A 20,136-nucleotide genomic window follows, 5' to 3' on the forward strand; every position below is an offset into this window, starting at 1 on the left:
GACCTTTCAACTTCGGAGGTCGCCGCAACACAACGATCGAACAGTCGGAATCGTGTGGCTTACGAGCTCTTCCTGCAGAGTGTCTGCGCCGTAGCTGAGCGGAAATCGTCAACCGCCGTCTAGCCCGGGCACACGTCTCAGATATCAAGACAGTGGGAAGGCAGTTGCGGCATCGGATGAACAATCGGATGCCGCAACCGCGAACTTCACTTAGCCCTTCGAGTACTCGCCGACGTTCACGTCGTCATAGGGGTTCTTGCCATCCAGTGAGAACACTTCGACGCTGCCGCCCATCTGCGTGTAGTTCTGGAGGTTCTTGAAGGCGCCGACTGCACCGAGACCAGCCGTCGGATCCTGAAGGTCGAACACCAGACCGACGCCCGGCCAACCGCCCACACCCGACATGATCGCGATGTATTGGACGCCGTTGTGCTCATACGTCATCGGGTAGCCGATCACGCCTGAAGGCAGCTTGTGCTTCCAAAGCAGTTCGCCAGTGTCGGAGTTACGAGCCTTGATGAAGCCATCGAGCGTTCCGTAGAACACAAGGTTGCCTGCGGTCGCGAGCGTGCCGCCCCAGACCGAGAAGCGCTCCATGTGCTCCCACTTATATTGGCCGGTGATGGCGTTGTAGGCCTTGATCTGACCGAGACCCAGATAGTTCTGACGGTCGCCCTTCGGACCCGGGTACATCCACAGCGTTGCGCCAACGAAGAACTGGCCTGCGCGGTACGGAAGCATGAAGGGCTCCCAGTCCATGCAGATGTGGTTGATGCCCATGAAGAACAACTGCTTGGTCGGATCGTAGGAGTCGTGGCCCTGGTTATGGTAGCCCATGGCCGACGGGCAGACTTCCGTCGCCTTGTGATCCATACGGGTACCATATTCCGGATCGCGAACAGGGAGACCGGTCTTGAGGTCCACCGTCTTGAACACGTTGACCGTATCGTCGAGCTTGTTGGCCGAGATCAGGTCGCCGTTTTCACGATCGAGCGTATAGACGATGCCGTTGCGATCCGGATGGGTCAGAAGCTTGCGAGCCTTGCCATCCTTGTCCTTCTGCTCGGAGAGCATCATGACGTTGACGCCTGCAAAGTCCCATTCGTCGTGGGGCGTCTTCTGATAACCGAACTTCAGCTGGCCGGTGTCGGCATCGCGAGCCATGATCGTCATGGTCCACTTGTTGTCGCCCGGGCGCATCGTTTCGTTCCACGGAGCGGGGTTGCCCGACCCGTAATAGATGAGGTTCACAGCCGGATCGTAAGCATACCAGCCCCAGTTGGTGCCGCCGCCGATCTTCCAGGCGTCGCCTTCCCAGGTTGCCGTTCCGAGGCCCTTCTGGCCGTAGTGCGGGTTGGCACTGTTGAAATCGTCGCCAATACCGACTTCGTTATCAGGACCGGTCGCGTACTTGCGCCAGAGCTGTTCGCCAGTCTTGATGTTATATGCGGTCGTGTAGCCGCGAACACCGAGTTCCGCACCCGACGAACCGACGATCGCGATGTCCTTCACGACGTAGGGAGCCTGAGTTTCGGTCTGGCCGACTTTGATGTCAGCGTTTTCAACCTTCCAGTACTCTTCGCCCGTCTTTGCATTGAGTGCAACAAGATGGCCGTCGAGCTGCGTCTTAATGATCAGAGCGGGGATCTTGCCGTCGCCCGGCCAGTAGGCGAGACCGCGGTTCACGAGATCGCAGCATGCGACCGAGCGAGCAGCAGGATCTTGCTTCGGGCTGTGCTGCCAGAGGATATGGCCCGGATCATTGAGGTCGAGAGCAAACGTCTTGTTCGGGAAGGAGGTGTGAACGTACATCACGCCATCGACGACGAGAGGGGCACCCTCATGGCCGTGGAGCAGGCCAGTCGAGAACGACCACGCGTGCTTCAGCTGCTTGACGTTCTCGGTGTTGATTTGAGTGTCTTCGCTGTAGTTGTTCGAGTCGTAGTTCCGACCCGGCATTACCCAGTTTTCTTTGCTCTTTGAGAGCTCGATAAGCTTGTCATTTGCGTGAGCGCTGGATGCAACGCCCAGCTGCAGCGCGACTGCGATCGCCATGCAGGACGCCGACATCAGCATCGATGTGCCAACGACTTTTTTCATGCCCATTTAACCTCGCGTTTCCAAACCCAGCTTTTTCTTTTCGGATAGTGCCGGTTAACCCTGTGAGGGTTCGTACCGGCGCGATCCCTTGAGGCTCGAGCGGATAACGGGCGATCGAGACCCCTTTTCCACCCTTCGATTCGTACCGTGCGTCCGGATCGCTGGTGGTCCGATACTTTCGCATTCAGCACGGGGCCGGACCGTAACGATGTAACTACGAGTGGTCTTCAGATTGAGCGGCAAATATGGGCGGGAAGATTTGGCAAAGAACGCTGCAGATGTTGACCTGGATGTTGCCGGGCCCGTCTGCCATAAGTCACCGCCTTAGGCTCAATCAGCTTTGAAAGCACCTCCATCGTGAACGTGGCGCCGGCAGCTCTGAGGCTCTCAGGTATCGTCCTCGCATTGCTTCTTTCCGGCTGCAGCGACGAGCAGCCACGCCAGCAAAGCAGCGAAAAGCAATCCGGTCTCACGAAAGTCGAGCAAACGGATTGGCTCTCGATGCAGGACGAGACTGCCCCGGGAGATTGGTTGATCGCGCGCGAGAAGAAATCGGGTGCGAAGCTCGCCCCGGACGATGCCGATAAACTTCGCCAGTCGCTCGCGGAAGCATCGGCCAGATTCAAGGATTCCCCGCGGATGATTGCCAACCGCGCCGTTCAGCTCGAACGGATGCTGAAGGAGGAAGGGAGCGACGAAACCGCGAGCGTGCTGATTACCGGGCTCACCAGGGTCGTCGCGCCCGGACGCATCGAGAGTTTCGGCGCAGCCGGACAGCAATACGTCAACATGCGAAAAGCCGGATTAAGCCGCGAACGCGCTTTCGACGAACTCTCCAAACGCTACGGCGCGGGAGGCTAAAGTTATGTCTACGCCATCGCCAGCCGCTCTTGTCGGCCGGTTATCCGACAAGGTGTGGCTCGGCCACTCTATCCGCAACCAGGTGGTGCTCGCAATTTCGACATTGCTTGTTCTTGCTTCGATCGTCGCGGGTACAGTGGCTGTCTTCAACGGACGCAAAGCCGTCGACATTGAAATCGACGCATCGATCGATTTTGCGGAAGGCTATCTTCGTGAACTGGTTCAGCGCATCGCAGCTGAGAATAGGCTGGCCGATCTCGATTACTTGGTGTCCCGAGAGGTGCAGCATCTGCGGCATGCGCGCGTCTACGTGCAAGATCCAGGCGTCGCACCGAGGCTACTGAAGCCCGAACGGACGTTGGAAGACGAAGATCCAACACTCGACCGGACGCCTGACTGGTTCGAAGACCTGATGATGCCGAAGGGTGGCAACGACCACTCTCGCTTGATCCTCATACCGAAAGGCGAGAGATCACTCATTCTCAAGGGCGATCCCGACGATGAGATTGCCGAGAAATGGCGCGAGCTCTCCGCCTTAGCCATTGTCGCGATCGTCGCCATCGTGTTGCTCGTGGCAGTTTTCTATTTCGTCCTCGGCTGGATCCTCGATCCGCTCGTTGCGCTCGCTCGCGGCTTGGTGGCCCTCGAAGCAGGCGAGCGGTTTCAGCGTCTCGACGTTCCGAGGGTCGGAGAGGTCGCAGACATAGCGCGAAAGTTCAATTCTCTTGCTGCGTCGCTCGATCAAGCGCGCGCGGAAAATGGCGAGCTTTATCGCCAAATTCAGTCCGTTCAGGAGGAGGAACGACGCGAGATTGCGCGCGAACTCCATGACGAAGCGGGACCGTGCCTCTTTGGAATCACGGCGAATGCGGAATCGGTCGCGAGGCTCGCGAGCCGATTGAGCAAGGAAGACGGAAGTCAGATCGCCAAGCGAACGGACGAGATCTTATCGATAGCCGACCGATTGAAGGTGATGAACCGGGCGCTGCTCAAACGTCTGCATCCGGTTTCCATCGGCAAGGTGCCGTTGCCAGCCCTGATCCAGGATTTGATCCGCGATTTCGAACGCCGTCATCCGGACGTGCGTATTGTTTCCTCCGTGGGTGATTTCGCAAAGGCCGATGGCAACAAAACTGATCTCATCGTCTATCGCGCGACGCAGGAGGCTCTGACGAATGCTATTCGCCACGGTCAAGCATCGAATATCGTGGTCGAGCTTAGGGAGGAACCGGACACCGTAAATACGGCCGGCAGGAATAGACCAATCCTCATCAGCCTCCGCGTAAGTGATGACGGAAGCGGATTGAAGCCTGGTACGCAGGCGGGTTTCGGTTTATCGGCCATGCGCGAGCGGGTGCTGTCCGCCGGAGGAAGCCTCGTCGTCGAAGGCCATGAGCCGCATGGAACGACTCTATCGATAAAAATTCCGGCATTATCTGGCGATCTTAAAAGGCGCGCCGAGGTTGAAGCCAACAGGGCATCCGTATGACCAAAATTCTCGTTATCGACGACCATCCGATCGTTCTCCAGGGCTGTCGCCGGGTTCTGGAAGACGCGGGCATCGTCGACATTACGCTCGCTTCCAATCTGATCGAAGGATTCCGCGCCTATCGAAGCGAAACACCTGACGTGATCATCATCGATCTCGCGATCAAGAAGGGAATTCTTGTCGGGCTGACCTTCATCAGGCGGCTTCGGGTCCACGACAAGCACACGCCCATCCTGGTGCTGACGATGCACGAAGATCCAATGATCGCCAGCCAGTCGCTGCGGCTCGGCGCCAACGGTTACATCCTGAAGGACACATCATCTGTCGACATCGTCAAGGCGCTGCAGGCCGTCCGTCAGGGCAAGCCGTTTCTGAGCCACGCGATCGCATCGGCAATCGCAGTGATGGAGACGAAAGGCCGGACCAATCCATTGAGTGTGATGACGCTGCGCGAGCTTCAGACGCTGGAGCTGATCGCTCAAGGCAAGCAGTATACGGCAATAGCCGAGGAGCTGAACGTCAGCTACAAGACGATTGCCAACACCTGCTCGCAGATCAAAGCGAAACTCGGCGTCAAATCGCTTCCTGAACTCATGCGAATCGCAATTGACCACCTGCCAGAGATGGCAGGCCAAAGACTGGGCGATCGGCCCGTCGCCGCATCGAAGGTCGGGAAGAATTGGTAGAATAAATTGCCATGACTTGGCATTTGCTTTCGCGCGATTCCTTCGCCGGTCTTCTCAATAATTTAAACTGGATATGCCATGCGCGCGCTTTTGACCACTCTTCTGATACTCACCTCCGCTCCCGCTTTCGCCGAACAAAGCTGCAAGGAACAGGTCGACGCCGCATTCGCGAAGTTGCGCGCGGCCAAGTCTTTCCGGCTCGAAACAACGATCAAAAACGCCGACGGAAGTCTAAAGATGAGTGCGGACTACGTTCTGCCGGACCGCATGCATCAGAAGGTGACGCTCGGTGGCGACGGAACGGCGATGGAGATGATCGTCATTGGCAAGCAGGCCTGGTCCAACCAAGGTGGCGGCTGGGCCGAGCTTCCCGAAGCGTTCTCAGCCACGGTCGCTAATCAGATCAAGGAGACGGTCTCTGAGGCACCGAAGGTAGCGACCGAATACAAATGCGCGGGAGACAAGGAGTTCGAGGGCAAGACCTATGCGGTCTATCAAGGCGTGCTCGCCACGCCTCTCGCTGCCGACTCAAAGGAAAAAGGACCACGTCTTACGGCCGTTTCCGTCCCGAACCAGCAAAGCGTCTACATCGATAAAGAAACCGGCTTGCCGGCACGCAACATCGTGACGCCGGTGACCGAGCCCGACAAGCGTCTATTCGACGGGACGTTTATGATCGTTCACAATATCAAGATCGACCCACCGAAAGTTTCATCAAACTGAGATGAGCGCGATTTTGTCGATACGCTTTTGCAGCGTTTCACTCGCCGTTGTCTGCGTTTCCGTCGCGGCGGCCACAGCGACGGTGACGTCGGCTCACGCCGATGAGCTGCCGGTTCGAAAGCCGGGACGCTGGCAGCTGACGACGGTCGCAGACAGCATCGGCATGAAAACGTTCGAAACCTGCGTCACGCCGGCGGACGGGATCGTCCCCGGCGTCGGAGACAAGAATTGCCGCGTATCGAAGGTCAAGCGGCTCGCCGACGAACTCTATGTCGATGTCGAATGCAAAGCCGATACCGGATCTGAGAAGACGAGCACTGTCCTCACGGGAGATTTCTCGACGTGGTATCGCGCCGTGTCAAAAATGACCTTTGATCCGCCTGAGCAGGGTGTTTCCCACATGGGCGTGATCGTCGACGGGAAATATTTGGGGCCTGAGTGCAAACCGTGAACCAATCGCTAGCGCGCCGAACCATGCACGCGGATCGCGGCGACGCTCAACCCTCGCCAGCGTCCACTTTGCGACCATAGTCCTCGATTGATATTGCGCCCTCTCGCGTTGCCTCCGCCTGATCGGCCGGCGAGAGCGTATCGTACACCGCCGGCAAGCGCTTCCATTGTGCAAGCGGCGCCGATCCGTCCGCCTTCGGTACGTATCTGGACGTCTCGGTGCGCGTGTACTTGTGCACGTATCGCGGACAGTTGACGAAAATCTGCTGCGGCGTAATGCGAACGAGGAGCAACGCCCCTGGAAATGCATCGCGCGCTGAGCTTTCATCGAGGCGCGCCAAACCTTGCACCCGTAGGCGGCGCGGCCGCTCGAAATCCATGAACAGAAGTCCGACTTTCGGGTCGGCTGAGATGTTCCCTATCGACAGAAACATTCCATTGCCGTCGTAGCAGGGAAATACGAGCTCGTTGTTTTCGACCTTTACGAAGCCGGGCGCACCTCCCTTATACGAAACGGTCGGATAACCGCCCGGATCGACGCTGGTAAGGAAGAAAAAGTCGCGCTCCTCGATAAAGGCGATGTCCTGGTCGGTGAGTTCCGAGTGAACAATCAGCTCCGCCGTGCGATCGGCCAGCGCACGCTGGCCATAACGCGCCTGAATCTCGCGATGGCAGCCGGAGTAGATGTCCGTGTCGCTCATCGTGGTCCTCCCAATGCGTTACGCGACCTGGGGCGGGGCGCCCGGCACGAGATCGCCGGTAACGGAGGAGCGCTGTTCGACCAATTGAAACAGTTTCTCGATGCGCTCCTTTTCTTCACGTGATTGCGGTACCAGATAGGCCGCTGCAACATAAATGGCCAGATTAACGGCGAGGGCCACCGCGCCCGATGTGAGACCGTAGGCCCAAGGCAAATATCCGGGGTAGATGAGTTCCAGCACGACGGCGACCGCGAACCCGACCGTCATCCCGGCAATCGCTCCGTACTTGTTGCCGCGTTTCCAGAAGATCCCGAGGAATTGCGGCACGGCGAGCTGAATGATGCCTTGGTATGCGAGGACGGCCAGCTGAAACAGCGCCGGCAATTCAAGACACGCGAGCCAGGAGGAGAGGAGCGTCAGCCCCAGCATTCCGAGCTTGGCGATGATGATGAGCTGAGCCTGATCGAGCTTCTTGTAGTTGCCGACGAGGTCGTTGGCGATTTGCGCGCCGGTCGCTTGAATGTTGCCGTCCGTGTGGCCCATCGAGGCCGCGAGCACGACGACGCCGGCGAGGCCAAGCAGCCAGAGGCCGCCCGCTTCCTTGCTGACGATGAACCAGACATTGTTGGGTTCTGCGCTGACGCCACCGACTTGCGAGCCGAGCATCCCGAAGACCAGCAGCGCGACGCCGAACACCAACGATAACGGGACGGCAACCGCGGCGGATTTCTTGAGACTGCGGACGCCGTCGGCCGTGAACAGCCGCACGAAGATATACGGCCAGCACCAGCCGCCGATTGTGCCGGTTAGGATGAGGCTGAAAACGTAAAGCGGCCCTTCCTTCGAACCGATGCTGGGAATAGCGAATTTACCGGCATCGAGTGAGGCGAACGTGATGCCTTGCGAGACGATCATCCAGACGATCAGCCCGACGAGTATCGCGCCGCCGCCGATGTAGGCGGCGATGCCCTGTGCCATGTCCGAGATCACGACGCCTCGCATCCCCATGCGCACGGTCCAGATCTGGCGAAGCGCAATGATCGCGACACCGACGATAACGGCCTCTGAGAATGACAGCGCGCCGAGCGACATCTGTTGAAACAGCGTGCCGAGCGCCTGCATCCCGAGCACCAGCCAAGGGATGCCCGAAATGATGCCGATCACGGCCGCGATGGTTTTGATGTGACGGGAATCGAAGCGGAGGGCTAAAAGATCGGGCTGTGTCCGCAGGTCGAACGTCTTGCCCCACACCCACACGGGCCGCGCCATCAGATACATCAGCACGACGGTGAGCAGGCTATACGATAAAACGTAGAACGATATGACGCCGGCGCTTGCGGCCATGCCACCAAATGCCGTGAACATGGCGCCCGGATACCATGTGTTGAGAAACGACATCGCCTGATAGTTGGCGCCGAAGGATCGGCCGCCGACGGCATATTCCGTAAAGTTGCGGTCGCGGATGCCGCTGAGCTGCAAAATGACGACAATGAGCGCGAAGAAGATCGCGATGCATCCAAATGTGATGAGCATCAGCCAGCCTCCTCGACACGAACTTCGGCAAGGTAGGCCGCAACGATGCTGGCCGCGATGCAGGTCGAGACGGCTATGAAGTAGAGAACGGCCGCCGGCACGCCGAGCAATGGTATTCTGTCGCCGTCGAATGCCCAGTATAGGGGCGGCGCTAATGCTACGATGGCATCAACGATGAACCACGCCGCGACCCAACGCGGGAGTGCAGCAGGGCGATCTTTCCGGACCAACGACATTCGGCATTCCCCCCAATCATTTTCGTTTTTGCTGTTATTGCGTTCTTACTCCGAACGAGCGCTCGAGCTTCTCGAAGCACGTGGGCCAACCTTCGCGATAGCCGTGGGCAGCTTCCGGTGTGGCGATGCGCGTTTGCACGACGGTCATCGCCGTTCGCCCGCCGGGCGCCGCCATAAAATCAATCTCCAGCAGCGTTTCCATTTCGCACAGAAGCTCGACGGGGCCGGAATAGCTCCACGTCATGACGATGCGCCGCCCGCTCTCGAGCTCGCGATATGTGCCGTCAATGGCGTGCAAGGTGCCGTCTGGCGCGGTCGAATGAATGTGAAAGCGGCCACCCACGCGCACGTCCGTGCGCGCGTCGATGACTTTGTTGTCGCCCGGAGCGAGCCATTGCCGCATCAGCTCCGGCTGCGTCCATGCTTCGAAGATCTCCTCGGGCGAACCCGGGATCAGACGTTTGAAAACGAGATTGGCCGGCGCATTCATTTCTTGTTTTTCTTCTTCGCGCGAAACAGGTCCTCTAAGGAATCGAAACGCTCGTTCCAGAATGTCTCGTAGAAACTTAGCCACTTCTGCGCATCTGCGAGCGGCTTCGCGTTCAAGCGGCAGACGTGCGTGCGCCATTGCACCGAGCGCTGAATGAGACCGGATTGTTCGAGAACCCTGATGTGCTTGGAAACTGCGGCCAGCGACATGGGCAACGGTTCGGCGAGTTCGCTCACCGTGCGCTGGCCGGAGGCGAGCTGGCCAAGGATCGCTCGTCGCGACGGATCGGCAAGCGCGTGAAAGACCCGATCGAGTGTCTGTCCGTCTCGTTCAACCATATCGTTGAACTATACGAAGCCCGCAAATGGGTCAAGCCGCCAGAGCTAGGCATTATGCCCGACGTGGCCATTCCTCCGGCGCAGAACTTGTTGATCCGGTGGAGGGCGCCGGAACGCATCAGGCGGATCATCGTTGGGCTGATGGAGCGAGAATATATCATGGCATATTTCGTCACGTTCGGCGCAATGCCGGTGCCGATAGGCAGTGAACATCCGGACCTCTCCGCAGCGTTGGAGGAAGCCTGCAGGCTGATTGCCGATGGGCAATCGAACGTCGCGATCCAGTTTGGCGATGGCAGGTCGATCTCTGGCGATGATCTTATTGCGTGCTGCTCCGGAGAAAAGGCGATCGGCGATCACTTGTTCAAAAGTGTCACCTAAGGCTGTTGCCGCCGCTGGCTGACTTCGGAATGCACAGTTGCGATTGTAACGATCCCGCCCGCAACACACACACCATGCACCGAATGCACGTGGGCGGCTGGCATTGGCTCTTGCCTGTAACGTTTTCTTCTCTAAAGCGGTGTTCCCGTATCGAATTCCGGCGCGCGCCGCTTCGAAAAGCCGGGCGAGCGAAGCAGAAGGGAACCACGGCATGAATGGTGCGCAATTACTTATTGCGGCGGCGCTGAGCGAAGGCATCGAAGTCTGCTTTGCCAATCCCGGGACGACCGAGCTGCCATTGGTGCTCGCGCTCGACGAGACGCCGGGAATTCGCAGTATCCTTTGTCTTCACGAGAACGTCGCGACCGGCGCTGCCGATGGCTACGGCAGAATGTTGTCGAAGCCGGCGATGTGCCTGCTCCATCTCGGACCGGGACTGGCAAACGGCCTGACCAATCTGCACAACGCGCGCAGGGCAGGGACGCCACTTCTCAACGTCATCGGCGAACATGCGACATGGCACATCCGGGCCGATCCACTGTTGGCATCAAACATCGAAGCGCTTGCACACACGTTCAGTGTGTTTACGAAGAGAAGCACCGATGCTCAAAACACTGCGGTCAACTTGGCCGATGCAATCAATGCCACGGCAATCAGCGGCGGTGTCGCCACGCTGATCGTGCCGCATGACTGTCAGTTGGCGGAAGCGGGCGATGTGAGGCCTGCGTGCCGCCAAGTTCCCAAAAGCAGCTATTCGCCGGCAAATGTCAGCGAGTCGGCCAAGGCGCTGCAGCGAGGCAGGTCCGCCATCCTGTTAGGGGGCAAAGGTCTGTCGGAAGCCGGTCTGAAGCTCGCCGGCAGAATCGCGGTCGCGACCGGCGCCGATCTCCTCTGCGATACGTTCTTCGCGCGCATGGAACGCGGCGGCGATTTGCCCACGGCGACAAGGCTGCCTTACTTCCCCGATCAGGCACTGGCGCTCACGCGTCGCTACGAAAGCGTTGTGCTCGCCGGTACGCGCCGCCCTGTCGCCTTTTTCGGTTATCCGGGCGTGCCAAGCTATTTGACCAGCGAAGAACAGACAGTAGCCTTGGCGACCAGCGCAGAGGATGTGCTGGGCGCGCTCGAGGCATTGGCCGCGAAGCTCAACGCGCCCAATGATATTCCTCAGAACCCGCGCGCACCGTTACCCGCGATGCCGAAAGGAAGGTTGAACACGCAGTCCGTCGCTGCGGTCATTGCGCGGCTTCAGCCTGAAAACGGCATCGTTATGGATGAGGCGCTGACTGTCGGAATGGCGTACTTCGACTCCTCGCAAAGTGCTCCGCGCTTCAGCCATCTGATGCTGACCGGCGGCGCGATCGGCCAAGGGCCCGGAGCGGCAACGGGTGCAGCCATCGCTTGCCCTGGCCGCAAGGTCATCAATTTCGAATCCGACGGCTGCGGAGCGTATTCGGTCCAAGCATTCTGGACACAGGCGCGCGAGAATTTGGATGTCGTCACTATTATCGGCTCCAACCGCAGCTACAACATTTTGAATGTGGAATTTGAACGGGCCGGGGTGAAGGCGCTCGGTCCCATCGCGCGCTCGATGACCGGGCTCGATCACCCCTATCTCGATTGGGTCAGGATTGGCGAAGGCTTCGGCGTGCCGTCCGTCGCCGTCGACAGCGCCGAGGGCCTCGCACGCGAGTTGGAGAATGCTCTCGCGCGAAAAGGACCACGGCTGATCGAAGCGATTATGTCGTAACTCAATCAACCGCGGTTTGGCGTGGTCACCGCTTCTCTGGCTCTGCCGTGATCAGCCGATAAAAAATGTTCGGGTCCTGAATGACGCGCAGTTTCTGAGTAACCTCGCGGCTGCGCATGCGTCGCGACACCGCGGCCAGCATATTGAGATGATCGCCTTCGGCGGCTGCTGGAACGAGCAGAACGAAAACCAGGTCGACCGGCAGATTGTCGATCGCTTCAAAATCCATCGCAGGCCTCAGACGCGCGACGAGTCCGAAGGGCTTTTTCAGCCCGAGATAACGCGCGTGCGGAATGGCTACACCCCCGCCCATGCCCGTCGATCCGAGCTGCTCGCGCTTCATGAGTTCCGTGACGATGACATCGCTGCTCAAGCCGGTGGATGGCGCAGCGTGTCGCGCCAAGTCACGCAGCAGAGAGAGTTTATCCGGTGCGCGGAAATCGAGGAGCACGTCGCTCGGCGAGAGGAAATTTGAGATGCTGTTCGTCATTTCGCCTGCTCGAGTTCGTCGGGGATGCGCAGGCGATATCCAACGCCTGTTTCGGTCAGAATGTACTCCGGGCTGTCCGGCTGAGTTTCGATCTTTTGCCTCAACTGCCGGACGTAGACGCGCACGTACTGTGAATCCGCCGACGGCCCCCAGAGTTCCCGCAACAATAGATTATGGGTTAAGACTTTTCCTGCATGTTGAACGAACAAGCGGAGCAGGTCGTATTCCTTCGGCGATAGCTTCACCTCGCGCTCCCCAACTTTGACGATGCGCCGGACGAGATCGACCGATAAATCCCCAGTGCGAAAAATGGGGCGCTCGCCTTGGCTTTGCAGCTGGTGACGCAGCGCCGCGCGGATGCGCGCAAGAAGCTCGTTGATACCGAACGGCTTCGTAACGTAGTCGTCTGCGCCGAGATCGAGGGCATGGACTTTGGCACCCTCGTCGGCTCGGCTTGAAAGCACCACGATTGGAACGGATTCGTTTTTCGCGCGCAGTTCGCGCAGCAAATCGAGACCTTGCATGTCGGGAAGTCCGAGGTCCAGGATGATGAGATCCGGCTTCGTGTCCATCAGCTCCAGCGCGGTCTTGGCGTTGGGCGCATCCGTTACCTGATAGCCCTGCGTGGCAAGGCTCATACGGAGGAGCTTCCGAATGGGCGGTTCGTCGTCGATGACCAGAACGTTGAGAGGCGCACTCATGCGGCGTGATCCAACGTTTCGCTCTCGTAGCCGGCAGGCAAGGTGATCGTAAATACGGCCCCGTGGCCGTCGGTACGGTTGGCGGCCGTGATCGTGCCGCCCATGATCTCGACAAACCCTCGCGCGATCGGAAGTCCGAGGCCGGTGCCGGCGCGAACCCGATCGCCCTTATGCGCACGATAGAATTTATCGAAGATCCGCTCAAGATCGGCCGGCGGGATTCCGGGACCTTCATCGGAAATCTGCAACGTTAGCTGGTCGTAATCCTGCCACGCCCTGATGTGAATGCCCGTACCCCCGGGCGCGTATTTTGCAGCATTATCCAGAATATTGAAAAGCACCTGCTCCAGGAGAACCGGATCGGTCCGGACTTGCGGATTGCCCGCGGCGGAACTGTATTGCACGCGATGATGCGCGAGGATTTTCTTTGCTCTCTTGAGCGTCGCATCGACGATCTCGCTGACGTCATGCACCTCCGGCTTCGGCGCTACGGCGCCCGCCTCAAGCTTGGTCATATCCAACAGATTGGCGATGAAGCGATTGAGGCGTTCGGATTCATCGATGACCGTGGAAAGGAGTTCGCGGCGTGAGACATCGTCGAGCTTGTCGGAAACATCGCGCATGGTGCTGGCGGCTCCAAGAATTGCCGCAAGCGGCGTCTTGAGGTCATGCGATAGCGACGTCAGCAACGCGGCACGAAGACGTTCGGTCTCCATCGTGCGCTTCGCCTGCTCGATGTCTTGCACCAACCGCACGCGTTCGATGGCCAGAGCGCCCTGGTTGATCAGCGCGTCGAACAAACGCCGCTGATCGGGCGTCAGCAATGGCCCCGGCTTGTCGCTGTCGATCCCGGCCACGCCGACGACGCCGCGATCGGTGTGCATCGGCAGAAAAAGCCTTTGCGAGCCGGGGAGGGTGTCTGCGCCGCGCCCGGCAGGGCGATCGTTCATCCATGCCCACGTGGCGGCCGCGAGATCGGAGTCATCGAGCGTATCTTCCGGCGGGTAGCCGGCTTTCACGGCGATTCCTCCATTTTCCGGCAACAGCAGCACGACGCGAACCTTCAGCATCGAAGCGATCTGGAAGGCGGTCGCCCATAGCACATCGTCGAGAGTTCCGATCCCGGCGAGCTTGCGGCTGAAGCCGTAGAGTGATTCTGTGGTACTAGCACGATTGACGGCAATGACGGCTTGGCTGCGCATGCGGGCCGCGATGTTCGAAACGACGATTGCGACGATTGCGAACGTCACAAATGCTGCGACGTTCTTGGGATCCGAAATGGTGAAAGTGTAGAGCGGCGGGAGAAAAAAGAAATTATACGTTAGCGACCCGAGCATGCTCGCGACAAGCGAAGGCAAGAGGCCATAGCCGACCGCGACGGCGATAACGCTTGTCAGAAAAATGAGGTCGACGCTCTCGACGCCGATCCATGGCTTGAGCAACAACGCTAAGCCGAGCGCGACCGTCACAGCCGCTAGAGCGAATGTATAGGCTATGAGATTGTTCGAACGGGCCGCGGGTGCAGCTCTCACCGCCGGCCTCGGTTGGGGAGCGGGCAGCTGTTGGCCCGAAATGACATGAACGCTGATGTCGGCCGATTGCCGGACGAGATCGTGAACGACCGAGCCGTTGAGAATCTCGAACCAGCGCGGCCGTTCGGACTTGCCGATGATGATCTGCGTGACGTTATGGTCGCGCGCATATGCTATGATATCGTCGGCGATCTTCCGTGAGCTTCCTGGGATCGTGAGCGTTTCCGCGCCCAACTGCTCGGCAAGGCGCAGAGCTTCCGCGATGCGGTTACGCTCCTCGTCGGAAAGACGGAGGCTGCGCCGGGTCTCGATTGTCAACGCAGTCCAAGGCGCATGCAGGCGATCGGCGGCGCGCTTGGCGTAACGCACGAGCCCTGCCGAGCGGGGATCATCGCTGATGCAGACGAGCACGCGTTCGCAAGCGGCCCATGGGCCCGACATTGCTTTCGCGCGGAGTTGCGTAACGAGTTGTTCGTCGACGCGTTCGGCCGTCTGCCGCAACGCCAATTCGCGTAGTGCCGTCAGATTGACGGGCGAGAAGAAGTTCTCGAGCGCGAGGTGAGCCTGCTCGGGAATATAAACTCTTCCCTCCTTGAGCCGTTGGATCAGATCCTCAGGCGTGATATCGACGAGTTCGACATCGTCGGCACGGGCGAGAATTGAATCGGGCACCGTTTCGCGCACGCGGACACCGGTAATCTGCGCGACGACTTCGTTCAGACTTTCGACGTGTTGGATATTGACCGTCGTGTAGACGTCGATGCCCTGATCCAATAATTCCTGGACGTCGAGGTAACGCTTGGGATGCCGGCTCGAAGGGGCGTTCGTGTGCGCCAGCTCATCCACCAGCGCGATTTGCGGACGGCGAGCAATCAGCGCGTCGAGATCGAGCTCATCGAGAAGCTTGCCCTTATATTCGATCTGCCGCGGCGGAATGATCTCGATGTTGCGCAGAAGCGCCTTCGTCTCCTTTCGGCCGTGCGTCTCGACGACGCCCGCAACGACATCAACGCCTTCCCTGATCTTTGCGCGCGCGGTGCGCAGCATCTCATACGTCTTCCCGACGCCGGGGGCAGCGCCGAGAAAGATCTTCAATCGGCCGCAGCGGTGTGCCTCCCGGCGTGAAATCTCGAGAAGAGCGTCCGGTGATGGCCGCTTGTGCTCCGCGTGGGTATCGTCTGCCATCTAGGCCATTCCTGGGGCACCTGCCGCCGCGTTAGATTTAACGCGTGGCGACGCCGTCCAGATCGAGGTTCAGCGCCAGCACATTGATATGGGGTTCACCGATTAAACCAAAAAGGCGCGTTTCGATATGCCTATCGACGAGTTTCTTAACGTCTTGCTCCAGCAGGTTGCGGGCCTTGGCGACGCGGGGTACCTGGAAATATGCCGCCGCCGGCGAAATATCCGGATCGAGCCCGCTGGCGGTCGTCGTCACCAGATCGAGCGGAACGGGCACCCCCGGGTTTTCCGCTTTGAGCTTATCGACGTCGCCCTTCACGCGGTCGATCAGCGCCTTGTTCGTCGGCCCGAGGTTCGATCCCATGGAGTTCGCCGCATTATAAGGCTGCGGCACAGTTTTGCTTGGATCGGCGGGATCGGTCCCCGTCGTTGCCGACGGCCGGCCGCGGAAATACCGGTCGCTGGTGAAATTCTGGCCGATCAGTTCCGACCCGACGACTTTCCCATTGCGCACGATCAGACTTCCCTGCGCCTGCTTTGGAAAGAGCACGCCGGCAATTCCGGTCATTACCAGAGGATAGATGAGGCCCGTCAGGACGGTCAGCGCGATCAGCAACACGAACGCCGGGCGAAAGAGTTTGAGCATCGAAGTTCCCCTTAGACGAGGTGCAGAACATTGACGGCGACGTCGATCGCCTTGATGCCGATGAAGGGGATCAAGACGCCGCCGAGGCCGTAGATCAGGAGATTTCTGCTGAGCAGAGGACCCGCGCCGATCGGGCGATAGGCGACCCCTTTCAGCGCCAGCGGGATCAGAGCGATAATGATCAGGGCATTGAAGATGATCGCTGACAGAATCGCACTCTGCGGGCTCCCGAGATTCATGATGTTGAGAACTTGCAACTGCGGATAGAAGGCAAGGAACATTGCCGGGATGATCGCGAAGTATTTGGCTACGTCGTTCGCGATGGAAAACGTCGTCAACGCACCGCGCGTCATCAGAAGCTGTTTGCCGATTTCAACGATCTCGATGAGCTTCGTCGGATTGCTGTCGAGATCGACCATGTTTCCGGCCTCGCGGGCGGCGACCGTACCGGTATTCATTGCCACGCCGACGTCCGCCTGAGCCAGAGCAGGAGCGTCGTTCGTGCCGTCGCCGCACATCGCGACCAGCTTGCCCTTGGCTTGTTCGTCGCGGATGAGGCGCAGCTTGTCCTCGGGCGTTGCTTGCGCGAGAAAATCGTCGACACCGGCTTCCGCCGCGATGGCCGCGGCGGTCATCGGATTATCGCCAGTGATCATGACGGTGCGAATGCCCATCCGGCGAAGCTCGGCGAAGCGTTCACGAATGCCACCCTTGACGATGTCCTTGAGATGGATGGCGCCGAGCAACCGGCCGTCCTTGGCAACGGCAAGCGGCGTACCTCCGGATTTGGAAATCGTATCCGTTATAAGTTTGATCTCCCGCGCGGTCTCGGCACTCATTGCCGGCCGCAATGCCGGTGCCGCCGATCCGGCTGAAAGCGGCGATGCGCCGATCGAACTGACGTATCGTATGACTGCATCGACCGCGCCCTTGCGAATGGACGATTCATCGGTCTCGACGCCGCTCATCCGGCTCTGCGCTGTGAACGGTATGAAGTGCGCTTTCACATCGGCAATATCGCGGCCGCGAAGCCCGTACTTCTCCTTCGCGAGAACGACGATGGAACGTCCTTCCGGCGTTTCGTCAGCGAGTGACGAAAGCTGAGCCGCATCTGCAAGCTCGGCTTCGCTGACGCCCGTGAGCGGCAGGAATTCCGTCGCCTGGCGGTTGCCAAGCGTGATTGTACCCGTCTTGTCGAGGAGCAGCGTATCAACATCGCCCGCAGCTTCGACCGCACGTCCGGACATCGCGAGCACATTGAAGCGGACGAGACGGTCCATGCCCGCGATGCCGATAGCGGAAAGAAGGGCGCCGATCGTCGTCGGGATAAGCGTCACGAACAGCGCAACGAGCACGACGACGGAGATGGTACCCCCCGCATAAGCCGCGTAGCTCGGAATTGTCGCGGTGGCGAAAACGAAGACGATCGTCAATCCGGCAAGCAAAATGTTGAGCGCGATCTCGTTCGGCGTCTTCTGCCGCTCGGCGCCTTCGACGAGCCTGATCATGCGATCGAGGAATGTCGAGCCCTGCGCCGCGCTGATGCGCACGACGATCCAGTCCGATAGAACCTGCGTGCCGCCTGTCACCGCGGAGCGATCGCCGCCGGATTCACGAATGACCGGAGCCGACTCGCCCGTAATCGCCGATTCATTCACTGACGCGATACCCTCGATGACTTCACCGTCGGACGGGATCGTATCGCCGGCTTCAACAAGAACGACATCGCCGACGGCGAGTGACGTTCCCGGAACGAGCCTGAAGGCTTTGTCCGCGCCGCTCATCAGCTTCGCCTGGGTCTCGGTACGTTGCTGGCGCAGCGCATCTGCCTGCGCCTTTCCTCGTCCCTCGGCTATGGCCTCGGCGAAATTGGCAAAGAGCACCGTGAACCACAGCCACAGGATGATTTGGAATGTGAAGCCGAGGTGCTCGCCGCCCTGAACGAGGTCGCGGATGAAGATGATCGTCGTCAGCAGCGACACGATTTCGAGCACGAACATGATCGGATTTCTGATCAGCGTCCTGGGATCGAGCTTGATGAATGCCGATCTGATCGCGGGGAGGACGATCTGTGGATCGAGCATCGTTGCCGCCGAGCCCTTCTTGCGCACCGTAGTTTCCATTTCGCGTATCTCCGAGGAAATCAGAAGAGCATATTTCTGGTCATCGAGATGTGCTCGACGATCGGACCGAGAGCCAGCGCAGGGAAGAACGTCAGTCCACCAACGATGACGATGACGCCGACGACCAATCCGACGAAGAGGGTTCCTGTCGTTGGAAAAGTGCCCGCCGATGGCGGCACGATCTTCTTCTCGGCCATCGATCCGGCAATGGCGAGCGCCGGAATGATCATGAAGAAGCGGCCGACGAACATCGCGATGGCGCCGGTGATGTTGTAGAATGGGGTATTGCCGGAGATGCCACCAAACGCCGAACCGTTGTTCGCGGTCGAGGATGTGAAGAGATAGAGCATCTCCGAGAAGCCGTGCGGCCCGGGGTTCGCGATGGAGGCGACGGCGGATGGAAGAACCGACGCCACGGCCGTGAAGCCCAAGTACATGAGCGGAAGGACGAGGATCGCGAGCATCGCCATCTTCACTTCCTTCGATTCGATTTTCTTGCCGACGTACTCCGGCGTCCGGCCAACCATGAGACCGGCGACGAAGATCGCGATCACGATGAAGATCAGCATGCCGTAAAGGCCTGCGCCGACGCCGCCGATAATGATCTCACCGAGCTGCATGTTGATCATTGGGATCATGCCGCCGAGTGCCGTGAATGAGTCATGCATGGCGTTGACGGCGCCGCATGAAGCAGCCGTCGTGACGACCGCGAAGAGCGAAGACGCGGCGATCCCGAAGCGAACCTCTTTGCCTTCCATGTTGCCGCCAGTCAGGCCGAGCGCGTTGAGACCGGTGATGCCGGCCGATTCCGCCCAGTAGCAGGCGGCGACGCCTGCGACGAAGAGAACGCCCATGACCCAGAGGATTGCCCAGCCTTGCTTCTGATTTCCCGCCATGCGGCCGAAGACGTTTGTCAGCGCTGCGCCAAGAGCAAAGATCGACACCATCTGCACGAAGTTGCAGAACGCCGTCGGATTTTCAAAAGGATGCGCCGCGTTGGCATTGAAGAAGCCGCCGCCGTTCGTGCCGAGCATCTTGATGGCAACCTGCGAGGCGACGGGGCCGACCGCGATCGTCTGCGTGCCGCCGTCGAGCGTCGTCGCGTCGACATAAGCGCCGAGCGTCTGCGGTATGCCGTCCCAAACCAGGAACAGCGTGTAGACAATGCAAATCGGCAATAGAATGTAGAGCGTGCAACGGGTGATATCGACCCAGAAGTTGCCGATATTGCGCGTCGAAGCGCGAGTGAAACCGCGAATGAGCGCAATGGCGATGACGATGCCAGTCGCGGCCGATAGGAAGTTCTGATGCGTCAGCCCGAGCATCTGGCTGAGATAGGAAAGCGCCGATTCTCCACCGTAGTTCTGCCAGTTCGTATTCGTTATGAAGCTGACAGCGGTATTGAACGACAGATCCGGCGCGACCGCCGTCATGCCCTGAGGATTGAACGGCAACCAGCCTTGCGTCCGCAGCAGGACATAGAGAATGAGAAAGCCGCCGACATGGAACATTAGCATGGAGACGGTATACGTCAGCCAATCCTGCTCGGACCGCTCGTTCATGCCAGCGATTTTATAAAGTGAGACCTCGATCGGCCTCACCGCTGGGGAAAGAAACGTTCTCTCGCCCGCAAACACGCGGTTCATGTACCAGCCGAGAGGTTTTACGAGCGCAACGACGACGGCGCAGAACAAGGCGATCTGCGCCCAACCGGCGAGGGTCAT

Annotated in this window: 19 protein-coding genes; 7 read left to right on the forward strand and 12 right to left on the reverse strand. The window is 59.4% G+C overall.

The features are described 5' to 3' along the window. Positions 1-210: 210 nt before the first annotated feature. Positions 211-2,070 carry a methanol/ethanol family PQQ-dependent dehydrogenase gene (locus AB4Z24_RS20045; protein ID WP_441711232.1) on the reverse strand — a complete coding sequence of 620 codons (1,860 nt, stop codon included), beginning with the start codon at positions 2,068-2,070 and terminating at the stop codon, positions 211-213. Positions 2,071-2,457: 387 nt separating this feature from the next. Between AB4Z24_RS20045 and AB4Z24_RS20050 the strand changes: the two genes are divergently transcribed. From AB4Z24_RS20050 to AB4Z24_RS20070, 5 genes are all read left to right on the forward strand, one after another. Further along, positions 2,458-2,961, forward strand: a complete 504-nt coding sequence (locus tag AB4Z24_RS20050; protein WP_441711030.1) for a hypothetical protein — start codon at positions 2,458-2,460, stop codon at positions 2,959-2,961. A 4-nt stretch (positions 2,962-2,965) separates the two neighbouring features. Beyond that, the gene (locus AB4Z24_RS20055) at positions 2,966-4,450 is read left to right on the forward strand and encodes an ATP-binding protein (RefSeq protein ID WP_441711032.1); all 1,485 of its coding nucleotides are present in this window, start codon (positions 2,966-2,968) and stop codon (positions 4,448-4,450) included. Continuing rightward, complete coding sequence (locus AB4Z24_RS20060) at positions 4,447-5,136, forward strand: response regulator transcription factor (RefSeq protein WP_441711033.1); 690 nt, start codon at positions 4,447-4,449, stop codon at positions 5,134-5,136. The genes AB4Z24_RS20055 and AB4Z24_RS20060 overlap by 4 nt, the downstream gene beginning before the upstream one ends. Before the next feature lie 78 nt (positions 5,137-5,214). After that, complete coding sequence (locus tag AB4Z24_RS20065) at positions 5,215-5,859, forward strand: hypothetical protein (RefSeq protein ID WP_441711035.1); 645 nt, start codon at positions 5,215-5,217, stop codon at positions 5,857-5,859. Between the two features lie 13 nt (positions 5,860-5,872). Further along, entirely contained in the window at positions 5,873-6,310 is a 438-nt protein-coding gene (locus AB4Z24_RS20070) for a DUF3617 domain-containing protein (protein WP_441711037.1), read from the forward strand. Between the two features lie 46 nt (positions 6,311-6,356). Here the strand turns inward: AB4Z24_RS20070 and AB4Z24_RS20075 are convergent, their stop codons facing one another. The 5 genes from AB4Z24_RS20075 to AB4Z24_RS20095 are packed head-to-tail and all read right to left on the reverse strand — an operon-like array spanning position 6,357 to position 9,607. Next, complete coding sequence (locus AB4Z24_RS20075; RefSeq protein WP_441711039.1) at positions 6,357-7,010, reverse strand: pyridoxamine 5'-phosphate oxidase family protein; 654 nt, start codon at positions 7,008-7,010, stop codon at positions 6,357-6,359. Positions 7,011-7,028: 18 nt separating this feature from the next. Further along, positions 7,029-8,543, reverse strand: a complete 1,515-nt coding sequence (locus AB4Z24_RS20080) for a sodium:solute symporter family protein (protein WP_441711041.1) — start codon at positions 8,541-8,543, stop codon at positions 7,029-7,031. Beyond that, positions 8,543-8,779 carry a hypothetical protein gene (locus AB4Z24_RS20085; RefSeq protein WP_441711043.1) on the reverse strand — a complete coding sequence of 79 codons (237 nt, stop codon included), beginning with the start codon at positions 8,777-8,779 and terminating at the stop codon, positions 8,543-8,545. Before AB4Z24_RS20085 ends, AB4Z24_RS20080 begins: the two co-directional genes overlap by 1 nt. Positions 8,780-8,813: 34 nt before the next feature. Continuing rightward, positions 8,814-9,269 (reverse strand): SRPBCC family protein, encoded by a 456-nt coding sequence (locus tag AB4Z24_RS20090; protein WP_441711045.1) that lies wholly within the window; start codon positions 9,267-9,269, stop codon positions 8,814-8,816. Next, the gene (locus AB4Z24_RS20095) at positions 9,266-9,607 is read right to left on the reverse strand and encodes an ArsR/SmtB family transcription factor (RefSeq protein WP_441711047.1); all 342 of its coding nucleotides are present in this window, start codon (positions 9,605-9,607) and stop codon (positions 9,266-9,268) included. Before AB4Z24_RS20095 ends, AB4Z24_RS20090 begins: the two co-directional genes overlap by 4 nt. Before the next feature lie 54 nt (positions 9,608-9,661). On the opposite strand from AB4Z24_RS20095, the gene AB4Z24_RS20100 reads away from it, so the two are divergent. Continuing rightward, the gene (locus tag AB4Z24_RS20100) at positions 9,662-9,988 is read left to right on the forward strand and encodes a hypothetical protein (RefSeq protein WP_441711049.1); all 327 of its coding nucleotides are present in this window, start codon (positions 9,662-9,664) and stop codon (positions 9,986-9,988) included. 211 nt (positions 9,989-10,199) lie between these two features. Beyond that, positions 10,200-11,738, forward strand: a complete 1,539-nt coding sequence (locus AB4Z24_RS20105) for an acetolactate synthase large subunit (RefSeq protein ID WP_441711051.1) — start codon at positions 10,200-10,202, stop codon at positions 11,736-11,738. A gap of 25 nt (positions 11,739-11,763) precedes the next feature. On the opposite strand, the gene AB4Z24_RS20110 is transcribed toward AB4Z24_RS20105, so the two are convergent. Genes AB4Z24_RS20110 through kdpA form a run of 6 tightly spaced genes read right to left on the reverse strand, consistent with a single transcriptional unit; the run spans position 11,764 to position 20,136 of the window. Beyond that, positions 11,764-12,228, reverse strand: a complete 465-nt coding sequence (locus AB4Z24_RS20110; RefSeq protein WP_441711053.1) for a PTS sugar transporter subunit IIA — start codon at positions 12,226-12,228, stop codon at positions 11,764-11,766. Then, a complete protein-coding gene (locus tag AB4Z24_RS20115) occupies positions 12,225-12,929 on the reverse strand; it encodes a response regulator (RefSeq protein ID WP_441711055.1) in 705 nt (234 codons plus the stop codon). Before AB4Z24_RS20115 ends, AB4Z24_RS20110 begins: the two co-directional genes overlap by 4 nt. Beyond that, positions 12,926-15,646 carry an ATP-binding protein gene (locus AB4Z24_RS20120; protein WP_441711056.1) on the reverse strand — a complete coding sequence of 907 codons (2,721 nt, stop codon included), beginning with the start codon at positions 15,644-15,646 and terminating at the stop codon, positions 12,926-12,928. The genes AB4Z24_RS20115 and AB4Z24_RS20120 overlap by 4 nt, the downstream gene beginning before the upstream one ends. A 37-nt stretch (positions 15,647-15,683) precedes the next feature. Continuing rightward, on the reverse strand, positions 15,684-16,289 hold the full coding sequence (locus AB4Z24_RS20125) for a K(+)-transporting ATPase subunit C (protein WP_441711058.1): 606 nt from the start codon (positions 16,287-16,289) through the stop codon (positions 15,684-15,686). An 11-nt stretch (positions 16,290-16,300) separates the two neighbouring features. Next, complete coding sequence (gene kdpB / locus AB4Z24_RS20130) at positions 16,301-18,412, reverse strand: potassium-transporting ATPase subunit KdpB (protein ID WP_441711059.1); 2,112 nt, start codon at positions 18,410-18,412, stop codon at positions 16,301-16,303. 20 nt (positions 18,413-18,432) lie between these two features. After that, the gene (gene kdpA / locus AB4Z24_RS20135) at positions 18,433-20,136 is read right to left on the reverse strand and encodes a potassium-transporting ATPase subunit KdpA (protein WP_441711061.1); all 1,704 of its coding nucleotides are present in this window, start codon (positions 20,134-20,136) and stop codon (positions 18,433-18,435) included.

It is taken from the genome of Hyphomicrobium sp. 2TAF46 (assembly GCF_052114865.1).
GTDB lineage: Bacteria > Pseudomonadota > Alphaproteobacteria > Rhizobiales > Hyphomicrobiaceae > Hyphomicrobium_B.

Excerpts from the sequence above, each read along its gene's own strand:
- AB4Z24_RS20045 (WP_441711232.1), bottom strand. The coding sequence starts at position 2,070 with ATGTCGGCGTCCTGCATGGCGATCGCAGTCGCGCTGCAGCTGGGCGTT.
- AB4Z24_RS20055 (WP_441711032.1), top strand. The coding sequence starts at position 2,966 with ATGTCTACGCCATCGCCAGCCGCTCTTGTCGGCCGGTTATCCGACAAG.
- AB4Z24_RS20060 (WP_441711033.1), top strand. The coding sequence starts at position 4,447 with ATGACCAAAATTCTCGTTATCGACGACCATCCGATCGTTCTCCAGGGC.
- AB4Z24_RS20065 (WP_441711035.1), top strand. The coding sequence starts at position 5,215 with ATGCGCGCGCTTTTGACCACTCTTCTGATACTCACCTCCGCTCCCGCT.
- AB4Z24_RS20075 (WP_441711039.1), bottom strand. The coding sequence starts at position 7,010 with ATGAGCGACACGGACATCTACTCCGGCTGCCATCGCGAGATTCAGGCG.
- AB4Z24_RS20080 (WP_441711041.1), bottom strand. The coding sequence starts at position 8,543 with ATGCTCATCACATTTGGATGCATCGCGATCTTCTTCGCGCTCATTGTC.
- AB4Z24_RS20085 (WP_441711043.1), bottom strand. The coding sequence starts at position 8,779 with ATGTCGTTGGTCCGGAAAGATCGCCCTGCTGCACTCCCGCGTTGGGTC.
- AB4Z24_RS20090 (WP_441711045.1), bottom strand. The coding sequence starts at position 9,269 with ATGAATGCGCCGGCCAATCTCGTTTTCAAACGTCTGATCCCGGGTTCG.
- AB4Z24_RS20095 (WP_441711047.1), bottom strand. The coding sequence starts at position 9,607 with ATGGTTGAACGAGACGGACAGACACTCGATCGGGTCTTTCACGCGCTT.
- AB4Z24_RS20100 (WP_441711049.1), top strand. The coding sequence starts at position 9,662 with ATGCCCGACGTGGCCATTCCTCCGGCGCAGAACTTGTTGATCCGGTGG.
- AB4Z24_RS20105 (WP_441711051.1), top strand. The coding sequence starts at position 10,200 with ATGAATGGTGCGCAATTACTTATTGCGGCGGCGCTGAGCGAAGGCATC.
- AB4Z24_RS20110 (WP_441711053.1), bottom strand. The coding sequence starts at position 12,228 with ATGACGAACAGCATCTCAAATTTCCTCTCGCCGAGCGACGTGCTCCTC.
- AB4Z24_RS20115 (WP_441711055.1), bottom strand. The coding sequence starts at position 12,929 with ATGAGTGCGCCTCTCAACGTTCTGGTCATCGACGACGAACCGCCCATT.
- AB4Z24_RS20120 (WP_441711056.1), bottom strand. The coding sequence starts at position 15,646 with ATGGCAGACGATACCCACGCGGAGCACAAGCGGCCATCACCGGACGCT.
- AB4Z24_RS20125 (WP_441711058.1), bottom strand. The coding sequence starts at position 16,289 with ATGCTCAAACTCTTTCGCCCGGCGTTCGTGTTGCTGATCGCGCTGACC.
- kdpB (WP_441711059.1), bottom strand. The coding sequence starts at position 18,412 with ATGGAAACTACGGTGCGCAAGAAGGGCTCGGCGGCAACGATGCTCGAT.
- kdpA (WP_441711061.1), bottom strand. The coding sequence starts at position 20,136 with ATGACCCTCGCCGGTTGGGCGCAGATCGCCTTGTTCTGCGCCGTCGTC.